Below are 15,201 nucleotides of genomic sequence, written 5' to 3' on the forward strand. Positions count from 1 at the left end.
CAAGGCCCGAATCCGATCAAGGGGAGGCCGGGGAGAGTCGGGATGGTTGCGCTCAGTCGCACAGAGGATCAGCTGGCGGCCGCCTTGAAGGTGGTGGAGGAAAGTGACGCTTCGGTTATCGAGAAAGCCGAAATGCTCATGGAAATTGCCATGGGTCTTCAACAGCGGCCGAAGGAAGCCGACGACCTGCTGGCAGCCATCGAACTCTATGAACAGGCAATCCATCAGTGCGGAGACCAGGATGCACTGCTGACTGCCCGGATTCGTGCGCGAATGGCCACGGCGTTGATGGCAATACCCTCCGAAATTGCCGCACCGATCGAACAGGCTCGTGACCTGCTGAAACAGGCAATATCGGTTTTGGCAGAGGGCGGCAGCGGCGAAGAGCTGGCTGAAGCGGAAATGAACCTTGGCCTCGCCCTGCAGACGCTTGCAGGCGCAGGCATGGCGCGAATTACAGATGCAATATCCGCCTATCAGCGATCGCTGCGGACGTTCAACAAGCTGCGTCATCCACGCGAATATGCCATTCTGAACAACAATCTGGCGACCGCCTTCCTCTCCGTTCCGATTACGAGCGATAGCGGCAAGATCAGCGAAGCGCTGGCGGTGCAATCATTTGAAGAAGGACTTTCGGCGGTCAATCTGATCGATCAGCCGATGGAATATGCAATGCTTCAGAACAATCTGGGCAATGCGCTGCAATATGCATCATCGAGCCACCGGGTCGAGAACGGTTTCCGCGCGCTGGAAGCCTATGACGAGGCGTTGAAGGTGCGCCAGCGGGACAACACTCCGCTTGAATATGCCAACACCATAGCGAACAAGGCCAATTGCCTTTGCAACCTCCCTGACGATCCGCAAGACGGAGAAGCGGGCAATCCACGCAACATCGCGCAGGCGATCAAGCTTCTGCGCGAAGCGCGCGAAATATTTGCCGCTGCCGGAGCGCAGGACCGGGCCGAGAGCGCGGCGCAAACAATCATCGAACTTGAAATGGCAGTGCGCGGCGAACCCTCGCGCGCCAACGGCGGATTTTAGAGAACAATGGAGGTGAATTTGCTCGTAATTTTACTGCTGGCCCTGGTGGCCGGAATAGCAGGGGCTCTTGTCGGCGGCGCGCTCTCGGGCCTGAAGATTGGCGGGGCTGCGCTGGGCAAGCAACTGGCAGCCCAACTGGGCGGGCTATACGGCCTGCTCGCCGGAGTTCCCGGTGTAGTCATGGGACTCGCCGTGCTGTTTTTCATGCAATCGGCCTGAGGGAGACTACCATGTTTGATATGGTTTTCAGTTCAACCAAGTTGTTTTTTCAGGGCAAGCTGTTCCAGGATACGGCCCTCGCCATCCGTCTACTTGTGACCGGGGCTGCCGCAGCTACCGTTGCAACTGTATTGGTTGGCATGGTTGCACCACTTTGGGTAGCGGCGATTGCCGGGGGCCTGGTGGGCGGCTTGCTTCAGCCTTACCTCTACCGGAACATCAAGTACGCCTGATCCGATGTCAGAGGCGGATCCCCAGCGGCCCGAGCCAACGCTTTCCCGCCTGCTGGGGGATCTGACCGCGCTGGAAGCGCTGGCAGAGAACTGGGAAGAAGGTGCACGTAATGGTGCGCAGGCACGGGCAGCGGCGCTTGATGCGCTCAATGCCGAAGCCTTCCGTCGCCTGATCCGTTCGCTGCGTGAGCTGCCCGGCGCAGCCGAGGCCTTGCGTCAGGCGGCGGCGGACGAGGTGGTCTATTGCGTGCTCCGCCGCCATGGCATCCTCAAAGCCAGCCTGTTCGAGCGGGTCGATGCCGCGCTTGCCACGGTGCGCCCGACGCTGGCCGGCCATGGCGGCGATGCCGAACTGGTCGAAGTATCTGGCGACAAGGCAGTGGTGCGTTTTCTGGGGGCCTGTGATGGATGTCCCGCTTCGGCGCTGACTTTCTATGCCGGGGTAAAGAAAGCAATCACAGAGCAAGTGCCCGAAATCCGCGAAGTCAAGCAGGCCAAGGGGCTGGGCGGCGGCGGTGGTGATACGGTGCATTTCACTTCTCCCTTCGCCGCGCATGAGCATGAAGGCTGGCTCCATGCTCTGCAACTAACTGAATTGCCCGACGGGACGACTTCTGTCCTGGAGCTGGAAGGGCGTTCGCTGCTGCTTTCGCGATTCGGGGACAAGGTTACCTGTTTCGAGAACGCCTGTGCGCATCTTGGCATGCCGATGGACCAGGCGGAAATTGCCGATGGCTTCATCACCTGCCCGCATCATGGTTTCCGTTATGCGCTCGAAAGCGGTGAATGCCTGACGGCACCAGAAGTGCAATTGCAACCCCATGCCGTACGCGTCCGAGGGGATGCCATCGAACTGAGGCTGACGCGATGAAAGTATCGCTCGCGCCCTCCTTCCGTCCGGTCAAAGCCGAAGGGACGCAAATCGCGGGGGCACCGCTGCTGGAAGAAGGCGGGCCGCGCGTGGTACTCGGCTGGTCGCCGGGCGACGTTGCAACGCCGCTATCTCCCGCCGCTGCAAGCCTGTTCGGGCCGCGCGGTGTCTGCCTGCATCCTGATGGAACATTGTGGGTCGCGGATACCGGGCATCATCGGCTGCTGGGATGGCGAAAGATCCCACAATCGGACAATGAGCCTGCCGATATTCTGATCGGCCAACCGAGTTTCTGCCGCGAAGGCCGCAACGCCAAGGGGCCTCCCGGTCCTGCTACGCTCAATGTGCCGACTGGCCTGTGCGCATGGCGCGGCGGATTGGCCGTGGCTGATGCCTGGAACCACCGCGTGCTGATCTGGCGCGAAGTGCCAACAGGCAATGGCCAGCCAGCCGATCTGGTGCTGGGTCAGGAGGATAGTGAATCCGTTCTGGCCAATCGCGGCGCTGACCGTCCAACCTCGGCCAGCCTGCACTGGCCCTATGGCGTGGCCGAAGTGGCCGGCAGACTGGTCGTATGCGACAGCGGCAACCGCCGCCTGCTCGTTTGGAGCGATCCTTCAGAAACCGGCCAGCCAGCCGATCTGGTGCTGGGCCAGCATGACTTCTCTACGCGCGACGAGAACGCGGGCGGCGAAGTCACGGCGATGTCGATGCGGTGGCCGCATGGAGCCTGCTGGTGGAATGGCCATCTCGCGCTGGCAGACAGCGGCAACAACCGTGTGATGCTGTGGCGTGGATTTCCAGAGCACAATGGCTCGCCTTGCGACGCAATTCTGGGACAGCGGGACACCGCACATTGCGATCACAATATGTCCTCCTACTATCCCAGCGCGGCCAGTGTGAACATGCCCTATGCGACGGTTGAAGCCGGTGGCCAGCTGATTGTGGCCGATACCGCGAACTCGCGTCTGCTCGGCTGGGCAGACAGCGCCACCGGCATTGCGGCGAACCAGCTTTGTGGTCAGCCGGACTTCGCCAGCAAGGGCGACAATCGCTGGGGCATGCCCGAACGAGACAGCCTGTGCTGGCCCTATGGCCTGTCAGCGCTGGGTGATCTGGTGGCGGTTGCCGATAGCGGCAACAATCGCGTCCTTTTGTGGAATCTGGCGCGGTGACCGGCGAACGCCTTTTGGTACGCGGCCAGGTGCAGGGCGTAGGCTTCCGGCCCACTGTATGGCGGGTTGCACGCGAGCTTGAGCTAACCGGTGATGTGCGCAACACCAGCAGCGGGGTTGAAATTCGCCTTTGGGGCGAAGCGGTGTCGCGCTTTGAAAGCGAACTGCGCGCGGCGCTGCCTGCATTGGCGCGGATTGATGCGATAGAACGCGTGGCAATTGATGCTGTGCGGCCCGAGAGCTTCGTTATCGGTGCATCGGAAGGTGACGGCATGCGCGGGGCTGTAACGCCCGATGCGGCAATCTGCTCCGCCTGCCTTGAAGAAGTGCGCGATCCTTTCGAGCGTCGCTATCGCTACCCCTTTACCAATTGTACCGAATGCGGGCCGCGTTTCTCGATTATCGAGACCGGCCCCTATGATCGTGCCCGCACGACCATGAGAGGTTTCGCGATGTGCCCGGAATGCGGAGAGCAATATTCCGATCCGACAGACCGGCGCTTCCATGCCCAACCTATCGCGTGCCATGTTTGCGGACCGCGCGCATGGATCGAGCGCCTTGGCCCCGGTACTGTTAATCACGAAGCCTTTTCGATGATGGACGACGTGGATGCCGCAGGCGGCATGCTGATGAACGGGCATATCGTCGCCATCAAGGGGCTTGGCGGCTTTCATCTCGCCTGTGATGCCACCCGCGCGGAGGTGGTGGCCGATCTGCGTATGCGAAAACGGCGCAGGGGCAAGGCCTTTGCCCTGATGGCGCGCGATCTGGACGTTATCCGCCGTTATGCCGAATTCTCGGATCAGGAAGCCGAACTGCTGGCATCGCCTGAAGCGCCGATCGTGTTGCTGCGCGCATCGGGGGAGCCGCTGGCTGAAGCGGTGGCGCCGGGGCTGGACCGGATCGGCTTCATGCTGCCTCACACCCCGCTGCATCACCTGCTGTTGCGGCGGATGAAGCGCCCGGTGGTGATGACTTCGGGCAATCTCTCAGGCCGCCCGCAATGTACCTCTAACGAGCAGGCCCGTGCCGAACTGGAAGGCATTGCCGAATTTGCGCTGATGCACGACCGGCACATTGCCAACCGGATCGACGACAGCGTTACGCGGGTCGATCTGGGCCGGGTCCGGCTGCTGCGCCGCGCGCGCGGCTACGCCCCCAGAGCTATCGACTTGCCCACCGGCTTTCCGCGCGACCTCTCGCTGCTGGCCATGGGTGCGGAGCTCAAGAACAGCTTCTGTCTGGTGCGCGATGGCGAAGCTGTGCTGAGCCAGCACATGGGCGATCTGGAGGATGCGGCCACCGAAGATGATGTGCGCCGCAACCTCGATCTTTATACCCAGCTCTACGACCATCAGCCAGCGGCAATCGCGGTGGACGCGCATCCCGAATATCTTTCGACCAAGCATGGGCGCGAAATCGCGGATGGACGACCGGTGATCGCGGTACAGCATCACCACGCCCATATCGCCGCCTGTCTGGCCGAAAACGGCCGCTCGCTCGATGCCGCCCCTGCACTGGGAATTGCGCTTGACGGTCTGGGCCTGGGTGATGACGGCACGATCTGGGGCGGTGAGTTCCTGATCTGCGATTATCGCGGATACCGTCGTGCCGGGATGCTCAAGCCGGTCGCACTACCGGGTGGGACTGCGGCGATCCGCGAACCCTGGCGCAATGCCTATGCCCATTTGATGGCGCAGATGGGCTGGGCCGAATTCGCGATGAATTTCGCTGACCTGCCATTGTTTGCCCGCCTTTCCGCCATGCCGCGATCCACGATCGATGCGATGATCGCCAGCGGCACCAATAGCCCACTTTCTTCCTCATGCGGGCGGTTGTTCGATGCCGCAGCGGCGATCTGCGGTCTCGCCTGGGATCGGCAGGAATATGAAGGACAGGCAGCCATGTTGCTGGAAGCAGCAATCGATCCGGCGGCGCTGAATGAGCCGGACGATCTGGCCTATCCTTTTTCCATTCCGTTGCTGGGCGGGCGTGGGCTTCCCTATGTTGAACCGCTCGCCGTGTGGCGGGCGATGCTGGGTGACCTGCTGCTGAATACGCCGGTTGGGGTGATGTGCGCGCGGTTCCATCGCGGCCTCGCACGGTCTGTTGTGGCCATGGCGCAGCGCCTGACCGCAGACGATGGCCCTGATACTGTGGCCCTGTCTGGCGGCTGTTTCCAGAACGCCACGCTGTTCCGCCTGGTCCATGAAGGATTGGAACAGCTGGGGCTCAACGTCCTCAGCCACTCGAGAGTGCCCGCCAATGATGGCGGTCTGGCTTTGGGGCAGGCCGCTGTGGCCATGGCCCATTTGCACGAAGCGACCGCGGAAACCGAAAATGGGAGAGAAGTATGTGCTTAGGTATTCCGGGGCAGATCGTGGAGATCACCGATGCCGGGCGCAAGCTGGGCGTGGCCAATGTCTCCGGCGTGCGGCGCCCGGTCAACCTCGCCTGCGTTATTGGCGAAGGCAGTGTCGAAGACCTGATCGGCACATGGGTGCTGATCCATGTCGGATTTGCCATGAGCAAGATTGACGAGGATCAGGCGGCCGAAACACTGCGCATCCTGACCGAGCTGGGAGAGGCGCAGCAGGAACTTGCAGCCATGCGCGACGGCGATCGCGCGTTGGGAGACGCGCAGTGGTGACCACTGGCCCTGCCTTGAATGCGCTTTATCCGCATATGCGCAGAGGTGGCGAACAGCTCCGTGCCTCGGCGCAAAGCCTGCGCCATTCGGTTGAAAGCAAGGCTCGGGACCACACTGAGGTGTTCGGCAAGTTTTTTGCAGAACAGGCAGACGAACTGGTCGCCGCCGCGACCACGCTGGCCGCAAGCTATCGCCAGGGCGGACGCCTGCTGGCCATGGGCAATGGCGGATCGAGCTGTGATGCCGCGCATGTCGCGGTGGAGTTTCTCCATCCAGTGACCGCCGGAAGGCCGGCGCTGGGTGCGATCAACCTCGCGGCCGATGTCGCGATGCTGACGGCAGTCGGTAATGATGTCGGACAGGACCATGTGTTCGTGCGTCCGCTGATTGCCCACGGGCGGCACGGTGATTGCCTGATCGGCTTTTCGACCAGCGGCAATTCCGCAAACCTCATCCGGGCTTTTGCCAAGGCGCGGGAGATGGGCATTGCCACGATCGGCCTGGCGGGTGGTGACGGGGGCGAGATGGCCCGCGCCGGACTGGATCATCTGCTGGTGGTCCCAACAGGCTCGATCCACCGGGTGCAGGAATGCCACCTCGCGGCCTATCACATCCTCTGGGACCTGACCCACACGCTGCTAGCCAATGACCGGGCCGCACCGCTGGAGGCAGGCGCATGAAGTATGTCGACGAATTCCGCGATCCGGTTCGCGCCGGTGTCCTGCTCAAGGAAATCGAGGCCCTGACTGCACAGATCATGGCCGGGCGCGATCGCCCGGTCGTCATCATGGAAGTGTGCGGCGGCCACACGCATTCGATCTTCCGATACGGCATCGAGAAGATGCTTCCGCCGGAAATCGAGTTTGCCCATGGGCCGGGCTGTCCGGTTTGCGTGTTGCCGATGGGCCGGGTCGATGATTGCGTGGAACTGGCTATGAAGCCGGAGGTGATCTTCACTACGTTTGGTGATGCCATGCGCGTGCCGGGATCGCGGCTCAGCCTGCTAGGCGCAAAGGCCGAAGGGGCCGATGTGCGGATGGTCTATTCACCACTCGATGCCCTCGCGCTGGCCCGTGCGAACCCGGACCGCGAAGTGGTTTTCTTCGGCCTCGGCTTCGAGACGACGATGCCCTCCACAGCCCTGACAATCCTGCAGGCCCAGGCAGAAGGGATCGGCAATTTCTCGCTGTTCTGCAACCACATCACCATCATCCCCACGATCAAGGCGATCCTCGATTCACCCGATATGGGGATCGATGGCTTTCTCGGGCCGGGCCATGTCTCGATGGTCATCGGCACTGATCCCTATGACTTCATCGCACGCGACTACCACCGTCCGCTGGTGGTCGCCGGCTTCGAACCGCTCGACGTATTGCATTCGGTTTGGATGGTGCTTCGGCAGATGGCCGAAGGCCGGGCGGAGATCGAAAACCAGTATGACCGGATTGTGCCACGCCATGGCAATGAAGCTTCGCTGGCTGCGGTTACGGAAGTATTCGAACTGCGGGAATTCTTCGAATGGCGCGGGCTGGGCTCGATTGACCATTCTGGCGTCCAGATTCGCGAGGCCTATGCGGCCTGGGATGCTGAGCGAAAATTTGCCGTTGCATCGCCTAGCATTCCGGATCCCAAGGCTTGCCAGTGCGGCGAAGTGCTGAAAGGCGCGATCAAGCCATGGCAGTGCAAGCTGTTCGGTCGGTCGTGCACACCGGAAACACCGATGGGTGCCCTGATGGTTTCGTCTGAAGGAGCATGTGCCGCCTATTATCAGTATGGCGGGATCGATGCGGTGCCGGAGCCAGCGCAATGAACGCTGTAACTCCCACTGGCAACGGACGGCTGCGAGCGGAGCGGGTGACGCTGGCGCATGGCGGTGGCGGCAAGGCCATGCGGGATCTGATCGAGGATGTGTTTACCTCGGTTTTCGAACCCGACGGGTTGGAAGACCAGGCGCGGTTGAGCCACGAAATGTTGGCCGTGGAGGGTGCCCGGCTGGCCTTCACCACGGACAGTTTCGTAGTGCAGCCGCTCGAGTTCCCCGGTGGCGATATCGGCAAGATTGCGGTTTGCGGCACAGTTAACGACCTTACCGTCGGCGGCGCGCAACCGCTGTGGCTGTCGGCGGCCTTTATCATTGAGGAAGGCACCGAAGTCGCCTTGCTACGCCGCGTGGCAGCGGCCATGCGTAGGGCGGCCGACGAGGCCGGTGTGCGGATCGTGACCGGCGATACCAAGGTGGTTGAGCGCGGTGCTGCCGATACGCTTTTCGTCACCACTTCCGGAGTGGGAGTCATCCCTGCTGGACGCGAACTTGCCGCGGAGAAAGTTCGCGCGGGCGATGTCGCGCTGGTCAACGGTGTATTGGGTGATCATGGCGCCGCCATTCTGGCCGCGCGTGGAGACATGGCTTTCGAGGCGGATATTCGTTCGGATTGCCGCCCGCTCAATCACCTGATGGAAGCGGTGATCGAAGCCGCACCGGGTGTGCGCTGTGCGCGGGATGCCACCAGAGGAGGCCTGGCCAGCGCACTCAACGAAATATCGCAAGCCTCGGCCATCGGGATCGAGATCGACGAGGCCAGATTGCCAATGAGGGCCGAGGTCAAGGGCGTGTGCGAACTGCTCGGGCTTGATCCACTCTATCTCGCCAATGAAGGGGCGCTGGTGCTGTTCGTTCCAGAGGAGCAGGCGGAAGCTGCGCTGGCAGCCATGCGCTCAACCGAGGCAGGGCGCGATGCAGCCATTATCGGGCGCGCGGCAGAGATGCGCAGCCCGCGCGTGGTCATGCATAGCCTGTTCGGCGGAAGCCGGATCGTCGACATGCTGGTCGGCGAGCAACTGCCGCGTATCTGCTGAGGGAGAAGACCTGCCATGCAACTCTCGTTGATCGCCCTGGGTTTCCTTGCCGGAATGGGCCATGCGCTCGAACCCGATCACCTCGCCGCAGTCGGTGCCATGGCCACGGGACGGAATTCGCGCCGGTCGATGGTGCTGCGGGGTGCTGCGTGGGGGCTAGGGCATACGCTCACCCTGCTCGCGATCTGTTCTGCAGTGATCCTGCTGGGCATGGCATTGACAGGCCGCACGGCAGCCCTTCTGGAGAGCGCCGTTGGCTTCATGCTGATTCTGCTGGGGGGTGATGTACTTTGGCGGATGCGCAAGGCACGGGTGCATTTCCACCTGCACGATCATTCCGATGGCGAACGTCATTTTCATGCTCACAGCCATCTTGGCGAACGGGCGCCCCATGATGCGAGCCGCCACGAACACTCTCACCCCCACAAGTTTCCCTTGAAAGCGCTGGCTGTCGGGCTGGTGCATGGCGCGGCAGGATCGGCTGCCCTGCTTACCCTGGCAGTCGCTTCGGTTGGTGATCCTCTGCTGGCGGTTATCTATGTCCTGCTGTTCGGAGTTGGCTCAATTGCAGGAATGGCTGCGCTCAGCTTTATCGCCTCCTGGCCGCTTGGCTATGCAGAGCGTGTTGCCTTGCGACTTCATCGAGCGCTGAATCTGTCGTTGGCTGTGCTGGCACTTGGCCTGGGATTGCACACGATCTACGCCAACCTGTCTGGCGTGTTGGGGGCGGCCTGATGCACGAGCTGTCTCTTGCCCGGAATATTGTCGCCATTGTTGGTGATCACGCGCAGGGTCGGCGGGTGTCGCGTGTGCGCCTGGCAGTCGGCCCCTATGCCTGCGTAGAGCGCGAGGCGATCCGATTTTCATTCGAGGTGGCGAGCGAAGGTACGCTGCTCGAGAAGGCTGCACTCGAATTTCTGGAAGGCGAGACCGACCAGTTCATCATCAAGGATTTCGATATGGAGGAAATGGCCTGATGTGCGGCACCTGCGGATGCACCGATCCTGACAACGAGATCGCGATGATTGACCCGGAAACCGGAAAGCGAGTGCTGCTTCGCAGCGGCGATGACCATTCCCACGATCATGACCACTCCCACGATCATGACCACTCCCACGATCACACTCATTCACACGATCATGATCATTCACACGGGCACCATCATCACCACCATCATGATCACGGGCATGACCATCACCACCACGGCGAACAAGCGGCGCGTGTATCACTGGAAACCGCCGTGCTTGACCGGAATGATCGCCAGGCGGCTCGCAACCGGGGCTGGTTCGAAGGGCGCGGTGTTGTCGCGCTCAATCTCGTCAGTTCGCCAGGGGCTGGCAAGACGACCTTGCTCGAAACCACGATCCGGGCGCTGGAAGGAAGTCTGCCGATTGCCGTTATCGAGGGTGATCAACAGACGGCCAATGACGCCACGCGCATTCGCGAAGCGGGGGCCCGTGCAATCCAGATCAACACTGGGGCCGGCTGTCACCTCGAAGCCGATATGGTTGCCCGCGCTGTTGAAGAACTCGCACCGAAATCCGGCTCGTTGCTGCTGATCGAGAATGTCGGCAATCTTGTTTGTCCGGCGATGTTCGATCTGGGTGAACGGATGAAGGTCGCCGTTATCTCCACCCCGGAGGGCGAGGACAAGCCACTCAAATACCCGCACATGTTCCGCGCAGCAGAGCTGGTGTTGATCAACAAGATCGACCTCGCCCCGCATGTTGGATTCGACGAGGCCGCATGCCGTGCAAACATCTCCGCAGTAAACCCCAATGCGCTCGTCTTGCTGGTTTCCGCCCGCACCGGTGAAGGGATGGACGCGTGGTACGATTTTCTGCGAGCAATGGCGTCAGCAGCCGCAGATGGCGGGTGCCTCATTTAGGCGGGACTGCCCACGGGATTAAGATCGTCATCTTGCCCTATCGAGGAATGGCGTCTTTCTTTAGTTTTAGCGCACAGACCGGACGGTCCGAAACCGGCCCAGATTCGGCCATTTCGGGTGGCCAGGTTAGGCAGGAAATGAATTTCTCGCTTTATGCAAACTCGAAATCGGCAACGGTCGCCATTGCGGCGGATTCTGAATTCGATTCGCGCGAAATCCGGCACCGGTGGCACAGGAATCCGTCGTCGCATGCGCTCATTCGCGCAAGGCTGGCTCAATATCAGGCCAACGCAGAATAATGTTCAGAACTGAAGCTGGCGATGTCGTTTATCCTACAAAGTCTTTAACCGTCCAGAATCCTTTCAAGTAACTCAAATCGCTAAGGATGCGTCTGAATTTCCGCTCGTTCGACCTCTTGCGTTACGTCGAAAAGTTCTCACTATGTTCCGTAGAGGGGCTGCCAATGTCAAAGTGAGAACGCCCAATGTCCAATACCGAACGCATTATCCGACTGAAGACCGTGCTCGACCGAACCGGTCTCTCCCGCTCCACCATCTATCGCAAGATCGCAGAGGGCACTTTCCCGACGCAGGTGAAAATTAGTGTCCACGGCGCGGGCTGGCATGAGTCTGCTATAAATCGCTGGATCGCCGATCCCGTTCACTACCGCGAAGAAGATCTGGCTGAATGAGCGGTCAACGAACAGTCGAGCCGATCTGCGTCCGGGTCAATGATGCCGCACGCATGATCGGCGTCGGGCGCACAAAGCTCTACGAACTGATCTCCAGTGGCGAGCTCGAAACCATCAAGATTGGCAAGGCAACGCGCATCACGACAGCCAGTTTGCATAGGTTGGTGGAGCGGCATCGGGCATTGAACTGACCAGGCCGCTAACTCGCAATTGGACAGCGTCAGACCGTACCATTATGTTGCGATCAGGCGCAGCACGAACCACCCATTTATTCAGCTTTCCGGTCAAAACGCTGAACAGAACCACCGTTAAATGAACGAAAATGTGGGGGAGAGTGTGGGGGAAGGCCTGCGTTTGTTCCAAGAACAGGATTGATATCAAAAGGTTATTTTTTCGGTTCGATTCAAGCCCTGCCACCACCCTCCGGTCCGAGAGCGTCTCCTGAAATGCTGGAAGCCGCAGAAGACCCAGGGTATTGTACCCCGGTCATTCCTTTGCGTCCCATGCCGTATCACTGCAGCGCAGCGAAAACTGTGGGGAGAATGTGGGGGTAAATTTTTCGACCCCTAGAAATCGGGCTTCCGAGTGTGGGGGGAAAACTGGGTTAACCCTATGAAAAACCTGCGGCTTTGGCGGTCAAGGCAGCGTTGGCAAATCCTGGCACATATCAGGACGGCGACGGGCTGTTTCGGAAAGTCGATAAGCGGGGAGGGGCCTCTTTCTTCGGCTGCAACGTGACGGCAAACGCCAGGATATCGGCCTGGGCAGCGCCAAGCTGCTTCCGCTCGCGGAGGCGCGTGAGAAAGCCAATGAACTTCGCAAGGCGGTCAAGATCGACCGTCGCGATGTGCTCGCTGAGCGAAAGAGCGAAGCTGCCGCCAAGATGACGTTTCGCGACGCCGCACGCCAATATCATGGCGAGAATGCCGCCGGCTGGAAAAGCGCCATCCAGGCCCGCCAATGGCTCGCGGGCCTCGAGAGCCATGCTTTCCTGAAGTTGGGCGACCTTCCGACTGGGAGAATCTCCGCGGCGGACATGATCGATGTGCTGTTGCCGATCTGGCAGGAAATCCCGAAACGGCGCGTCAGGTCCGTAACCGGATCTGCGTCGGCCTCGATTATGCGCACGCAAAAGGTTGGCGCTCCGGCGAAGCGCGGTCGGGCAATGGCAGTCTGAAAGCCGGATGCGGATTGCCCCGCTAGGTCAAATCGCGCGAGAATCGCAAGGCGATGCCCTACAGCGCGCTGACGGCCAGGCTTCCAATCGCGAGTTCGCGCGCCGCCGCTGTGCAACGCGCCCCCAAATGGTGATTGCAGCGGGCCAAGACGATGAAACTGCGCCGAACTAGGGTCAGGACCCATTAATTACCCGTTCGAGGCGTCGAAATGGCGAAGATATCGGGCCTTGGCGGGTGCAGCGGGTAGCATCGCTACCCGCAAGGCCGCGAAGGTCCGAGATTGAAGCCATTTCGGCGTCCCTTCGGGATTTGACCGATTTTGCCCATGGCAGCGTCGAAAAGTCTTGAAATATATTCATATTCCTGCGCCTTTCCTCCTCGCCCTGAGCAAAATCGCCTCAAACCTCGAACGGGTAATTAATGGGTCCTGACCCTAGCCTTCCGGTCCCATCCAACGCGCCCGACGCTTTATTGCGGATCAGGGAGAGGCGGTTCAGGCTGCGCGTCGCCGCGCCTCTGCGGCCCTGGCCAGTGGTTCTGCCAGATACTTTTTCAGTATCTTTCCATTGGGGTTGAGCGGCAGGCTGTCCATGATCACCAGCGTGCGCGGGACCTTGTTGTCCGCCAGATGTTCACGGCAGAATGAAAGGATTTCCTCGGTTTCGGCGGTTTTTCCCGGTCGCAGCGTCACCGCGGCGGCAATATCCTCCCCCAATATCTCATGCGGAATCCCGACGACCGCCGCCTGCTGGACGGCGGGGTGCAGGTGCAACACCGTTTCGATTTCCAGCGGCGTGATATTATAGCCGCCGCGAATGATCAGTTCCTTCGACCGCCCCGCCATGATCAGGTCGCCATCCTCGTCGATGAAGCCAAGGTCGCCGGTTTTGGTCCAACCGCCCCGGAAGCTGTCGGCGGTCGCTTGCTCGTCGTTCCAGTATCGGCGGGGATGTTTTTGCCAGCCGTATATTTCACCGACCACGCCGACTGTGGTGATCACATTCCCCGCTTCGTCGCGAAGCTGCATATGCTTCGGCAATTTTCCGACGCAGCCGGGCTTCAGCACCTGTTCCGCGCTTGTCGTGCTTACCCCGACCCCGCCTTCGGACATACCATAGCTGTTGCGGATTCGCAGATGCGGCCACAGGTCCATCGCGCGCTTGACCGAATCATGCGGCAACGGCGCAGTGCCCGTCATCAGATATTTGACGCCCGAAAAATCATAATCGGGGGCATCGGGATGGTCGAGCACCAGCCGCAGCATCGAAGGCACCAGATAGACAAGATTCGGCCGCTTTTCGCGCACCAGGTCCAGAAAGCCCTTCGGATCGAACTTGGGCTGGGTGATCGCTGTCGCTCCGCCGCGCGCCGGAAGCATCACGATGCCGATGTTGCCGCCCGATCCCGTCAGCGGCAATGCATTCAGCGTCGAGCGCGAGCGGTCCATATTATAGCCGGTCACGCCGGTCATCAGGTCGGGATGAGAAATCACGACCCCCTTGATCTTTCCCGTGGTACCGGACGTGGCGAGGATTTCGGCGTCGGCCCCCGGATCGAGGCTGGCCTGGTCGGGAAGCGCCGTCAGGTTGCGGGGCATATCCTCGGCGTGCCAACAGGCCGCGAGTTTCAGATCCCTTACCCGATCGGGCGCGTCGGTGATGCAGAACCGCGGCTCGCACAGCGCGGCATATTCGGCGATCTCTTTGGGATTGAGGCGCGTGTTGATCGGGCAGGCGATGCCGCCGGCGCGAAACACCGCAAAAACGGCAATTGCCATCTCCACTGCGTGGAAATTGCTGATCGGCAGAAAAACGCGATCGCCGGGCACCAGCCCGGCTGCGGCCAGGCCACCGGCGACCTCGTCCACTTCGCGATCCCACTCGGCAAAGCTGATTTGCCGCCTCGTATCGTCGTGCGCGATCTCGTCAGCCTGATGCTGGGCGCGCACCTTCAAGGCGTCGCTGATGCGGCGAACTTCCATTGTAGGCAATATCCCCTTGCTTCGCTACAAGGCATGTATTACCTAGTTATATAACTGGTGGCAAGGGAGATATGCCGTGGCGAATGCGAAAGCCGACATCAAACAGAGCGATGAGTGGCAAAAGGCCGTCGCCTATGAAATCACCGATGCGGACATTGAGCGGCAGCGCAAGCTGCTGGGCTTTGATCAGGCGGCCAAGACGCGCGAGTATATCACCGTCGCGACCGAGGATAATATCCGCAACTTCGCGCATGGTATAGGCGACGACAAGCCGCTCTATACCGACCCCGGCTATGCGAAGAAAACGCGTTGGGGCAGCGTGATTGCGCCCGGCATGATGGCGGGGATCATCAACAAGCCGATGCTCGGCGATCCGGTCCCCGACGAAATCAAGGCGCTTCGGAAAAGCCTTTTCAAG

The 15,201-nt window shown here is 60.8% G+C and carries 18 protein-coding genes; 17 read left to right on the forward strand and 1 reads right to left on the reverse strand.

Annotated elements, in window-relative coordinates; genetic code table 11:
• The first annotated feature begins 42 nt into the window (after window positions 1-42).
• The 16 genes from SALA_RS16255 to SALA_RS17740 all read left to right on the forward strand — a co-directional run bounded on the left by SALA_RS16255 (window position 43) and on the right by SALA_RS17740 (window position 12,801).
• Window positions 43-1,041 (forward strand): hypothetical protein, encoded by a 999-nt coding sequence (locus tag SALA_RS16255; RefSeq protein WP_011536530.1) that lies wholly within the window; start codon window positions 43-45, stop codon window positions 1,039-1,041.
• 6 nt (window positions 1,042-1,047) lie between these two features.
• Window positions 1,048-1,260, forward strand: a complete 213-nt coding sequence (locus SALA_RS16260; RefSeq protein ID WP_011536531.1) for a hypothetical protein — start codon at window positions 1,048-1,050, stop codon at window positions 1,258-1,260.
• A gap of 11 nt (window positions 1,261-1,271) precedes the next feature.
• Entirely contained in the window at window positions 1,272-1,493 is a 222-nt protein-coding gene (locus SALA_RS16265) for a hypothetical protein (protein WP_041384247.1), read from the forward strand.
• A 4-nt stretch (window positions 1,494-1,497) separates the two neighbouring features.
• Complete coding sequence (locus SALA_RS16270; RefSeq protein ID WP_041384249.1) at window positions 1,498-2,364, forward strand: NifU family protein; 867 nt, start codon at window positions 1,498-1,500, stop codon at window positions 2,362-2,364.
• A complete protein-coding gene (locus SALA_RS16275; RefSeq protein ID WP_041384250.1) occupies window positions 2,361-3,539 on the forward strand; it encodes an NHL repeat containing protein in 1,179 nt (392 codons plus the stop codon). Before SALA_RS16270 ends, SALA_RS16275 begins: the two co-directional genes overlap by 4 nt.
• On the forward strand, window positions 3,521-5,902 hold the full coding sequence (gene hypF, locus SALA_RS16280; protein WP_011536534.1) for a carbamoyltransferase HypF: 2,382 nt from the start codon (window positions 3,521-3,523) through the stop codon (window positions 5,900-5,902). The genes SALA_RS16275 and hypF overlap by 19 nt, the downstream gene beginning before the upstream one ends.
• Window positions 5,893-6,189, forward strand: a complete 297-nt coding sequence (locus SALA_RS16285; RefSeq protein WP_011536535.1) for a HypC/HybG/HupF family hydrogenase formation chaperone — start codon at window positions 5,893-5,895, stop codon at window positions 6,187-6,189. The genes hypF and SALA_RS16285 overlap by 10 nt, the downstream gene beginning before the upstream one ends.
• Window positions 6,186-6,869 (forward strand): D-sedoheptulose-7-phosphate isomerase, encoded by a 684-nt coding sequence (locus SALA_RS16290; protein ID WP_231735368.1) that lies wholly within the window; start codon window positions 6,186-6,188, stop codon window positions 6,867-6,869. Before SALA_RS16285 ends, SALA_RS16290 begins: the two co-directional genes overlap by 4 nt.
• On the forward strand, window positions 6,866-7,999 hold the full coding sequence (gene hypD / locus SALA_RS16295; protein WP_011536537.1) for a hydrogenase formation protein HypD: 1,134 nt from the start codon (window positions 6,866-6,868) through the stop codon (window positions 7,997-7,999). Before SALA_RS16290 ends, hypD begins: the two co-directional genes overlap by 4 nt.
• Window positions 7,996-9,045 carry a hydrogenase expression/formation protein HypE gene (gene hypE, locus SALA_RS16300; RefSeq protein WP_011536538.1) on the forward strand — a complete coding sequence of 350 codons (1,050 nt, stop codon included), beginning with the start codon at window positions 7,996-7,998 and terminating at the stop codon, window positions 9,043-9,045. The genes hypD and hypE overlap by 4 nt, the downstream gene beginning before the upstream one ends.
• Window positions 9,046-9,060: 15 nt before the next feature.
• On the forward strand, window positions 9,061-9,780 hold the full coding sequence (locus tag SALA_RS16305) for a high frequency lysogenization protein HflD (RefSeq protein ID WP_011536539.1): 720 nt from the start codon (window positions 9,061-9,063) through the stop codon (window positions 9,778-9,780).
• Window positions 9,780-10,022, forward strand: a complete 243-nt coding sequence (locus tag SALA_RS16310; protein WP_011536540.1) for a hydrogenase maturation nickel metallochaperone HypA — start codon at window positions 9,780-9,782, stop codon at window positions 10,020-10,022. The genes SALA_RS16305 and SALA_RS16310 overlap by 1 nt, the downstream gene beginning before the upstream one ends.
• Window positions 10,022-10,933 carry a hydrogenase nickel incorporation protein HypB gene (hypB, locus tag SALA_RS16315; RefSeq protein ID WP_011536541.1) on the forward strand — a complete coding sequence of 304 codons (912 nt, stop codon included), beginning with the start codon at window positions 10,022-10,024 and terminating at the stop codon, window positions 10,931-10,933. The genes SALA_RS16310 and hypB overlap by 1 nt, the downstream gene beginning before the upstream one ends.
• A 484-nt stretch (window positions 10,934-11,417) precedes the next feature.
• Window positions 11,418-11,624, forward strand: a complete 207-nt coding sequence (locus tag SALA_RS16320) for a helix-turn-helix transcriptional regulator (protein WP_011536543.1) — start codon at window positions 11,418-11,420, stop codon at window positions 11,622-11,624.
• Window positions 11,621-11,815 (forward strand): helix-turn-helix domain-containing protein, encoded by a 195-nt coding sequence (locus SALA_RS16325; protein WP_041384254.1) that lies wholly within the window; start codon window positions 11,621-11,623, stop codon window positions 11,813-11,815. The genes SALA_RS16320 and SALA_RS16325 overlap by 4 nt, the downstream gene beginning before the upstream one ends.
• A gap of 584 nt (window positions 11,816-12,399) precedes the next feature.
• On the forward strand, window positions 12,400-12,801 hold the full coding sequence (locus SALA_RS17740) for a phage integrase central domain-containing protein (RefSeq protein WP_349772111.1): 402 nt from the start codon (window positions 12,400-12,402) through the stop codon (window positions 12,799-12,801).
• 494 nt (window positions 12,802-13,295) lie between these two features.
• Here the strand turns inward: SALA_RS17740 and SALA_RS16335 are convergent, their stop codons facing one another.
• Window positions 13,296-14,783: a class I adenylate-forming enzyme family protein gene (locus tag SALA_RS16335; RefSeq protein WP_011536545.1), complete on the reverse strand. Its 1,488-nt coding sequence runs from the start codon at window positions 14,781-14,783 to the stop codon at window positions 13,296-13,298.
• 76 nt (window positions 14,784-14,859) lie between these two features.
• Between SALA_RS16335 and SALA_RS16340 the strand changes: the two genes are divergently transcribed.
• Window positions 14,860-15,201: FAS1-like dehydratase domain-containing protein (locus tag SALA_RS16340; RefSeq protein ID WP_041384257.1), on the forward strand; the 342-nt coding region annotated here is incomplete at its 3' end.

It is taken from the genome of Sphingopyxis alaskensis RB2256, assembly GCF_000013985.1.
Lineage (GTDB): Bacteria > Pseudomonadota > Alphaproteobacteria > Sphingomonadales > Sphingomonadaceae > Sphingopyxis > Sphingopyxis alaskensis.

What these genes read in the sequence shown, in the direction of transcription:
- SALA_RS16275 (WP_041384250.1), top strand. Translation starts at nt 2,361, where the DNA reads ATGAAAGTATCGCTCGCGCCCTCCTTCCGTCCGGTCAAAGCCGAAGGG.
- SALA_RS16310 (WP_011536540.1), top strand. Translation starts at nt 9,780, where the DNA reads ATGCACGAGCTGTCTCTTGCCCGGAATATTGTCGCCATTGTTGGTGAT.
- SALA_RS16305 (WP_011536539.1), top strand. Translation starts at nt 9,061, where the DNA reads ATGCAACTCTCGTTGATCGCCCTGGGTTTCCTTGCCGGAATGGGCCAT.
- hypE (WP_011536538.1), top strand. Translation starts at nt 7,996, where the DNA reads ATGAACGCTGTAACTCCCACTGGCAACGGACGGCTGCGAGCGGAGCGG.
- SALA_RS16325 (WP_041384254.1), top strand. Translation starts at nt 11,621, where the DNA reads ATGAGCGGTCAACGAACAGTCGAGCCGATCTGCGTCCGGGTCAATGAT.
- hypD (WP_011536537.1), top strand. Translation starts at nt 6,866, where the DNA reads ATGAAGTATGTCGACGAATTCCGCGATCCGGTTCGCGCCGGTGTCCTG.
- SALA_RS16285 (WP_011536535.1), top strand. Translation starts at nt 5,893, where the DNA reads ATGTGCTTAGGTATTCCGGGGCAGATCGTGGAGATCACCGATGCCGGG.
- SALA_RS16260 (WP_011536531.1), top strand. Translation starts at nt 1,048, where the DNA reads ATGGAGGTGAATTTGCTCGTAATTTTACTGCTGGCCCTGGTGGCCGGA.
- SALA_RS16265 (WP_041384247.1), top strand. Translation starts at nt 1,272, where the DNA reads ATGTTTGATATGGTTTTCAGTTCAACCAAGTTGTTTTTTCAGGGCAAG.
- SALA_RS16255 (WP_011536530.1), top strand. Translation starts at nt 43, where the DNA reads ATGGTTGCGCTCAGTCGCACAGAGGATCAGCTGGCGGCCGCCTTGAAG.
- SALA_RS16270 (WP_041384249.1), top strand. Translation starts at nt 1,498, where the DNA reads ATGTCAGAGGCGGATCCCCAGCGGCCCGAGCCAACGCTTTCCCGCCTG.
- hypB (WP_011536541.1), top strand. Translation starts at nt 10,022, where the DNA reads ATGTGCGGCACCTGCGGATGCACCGATCCTGACAACGAGATCGCGATG.
- SALA_RS16320 (WP_011536543.1), top strand. Translation starts at nt 11,418, where the DNA reads ATGTCCAATACCGAACGCATTATCCGACTGAAGACCGTGCTCGACCGA.
- SALA_RS16335 (WP_011536545.1), bottom strand. Translation starts at nt 14,783, where the DNA reads ATGGAAGTTCGCCGCATCAGCGACGCCTTGAAGGTGCGCGCCCAGCAT.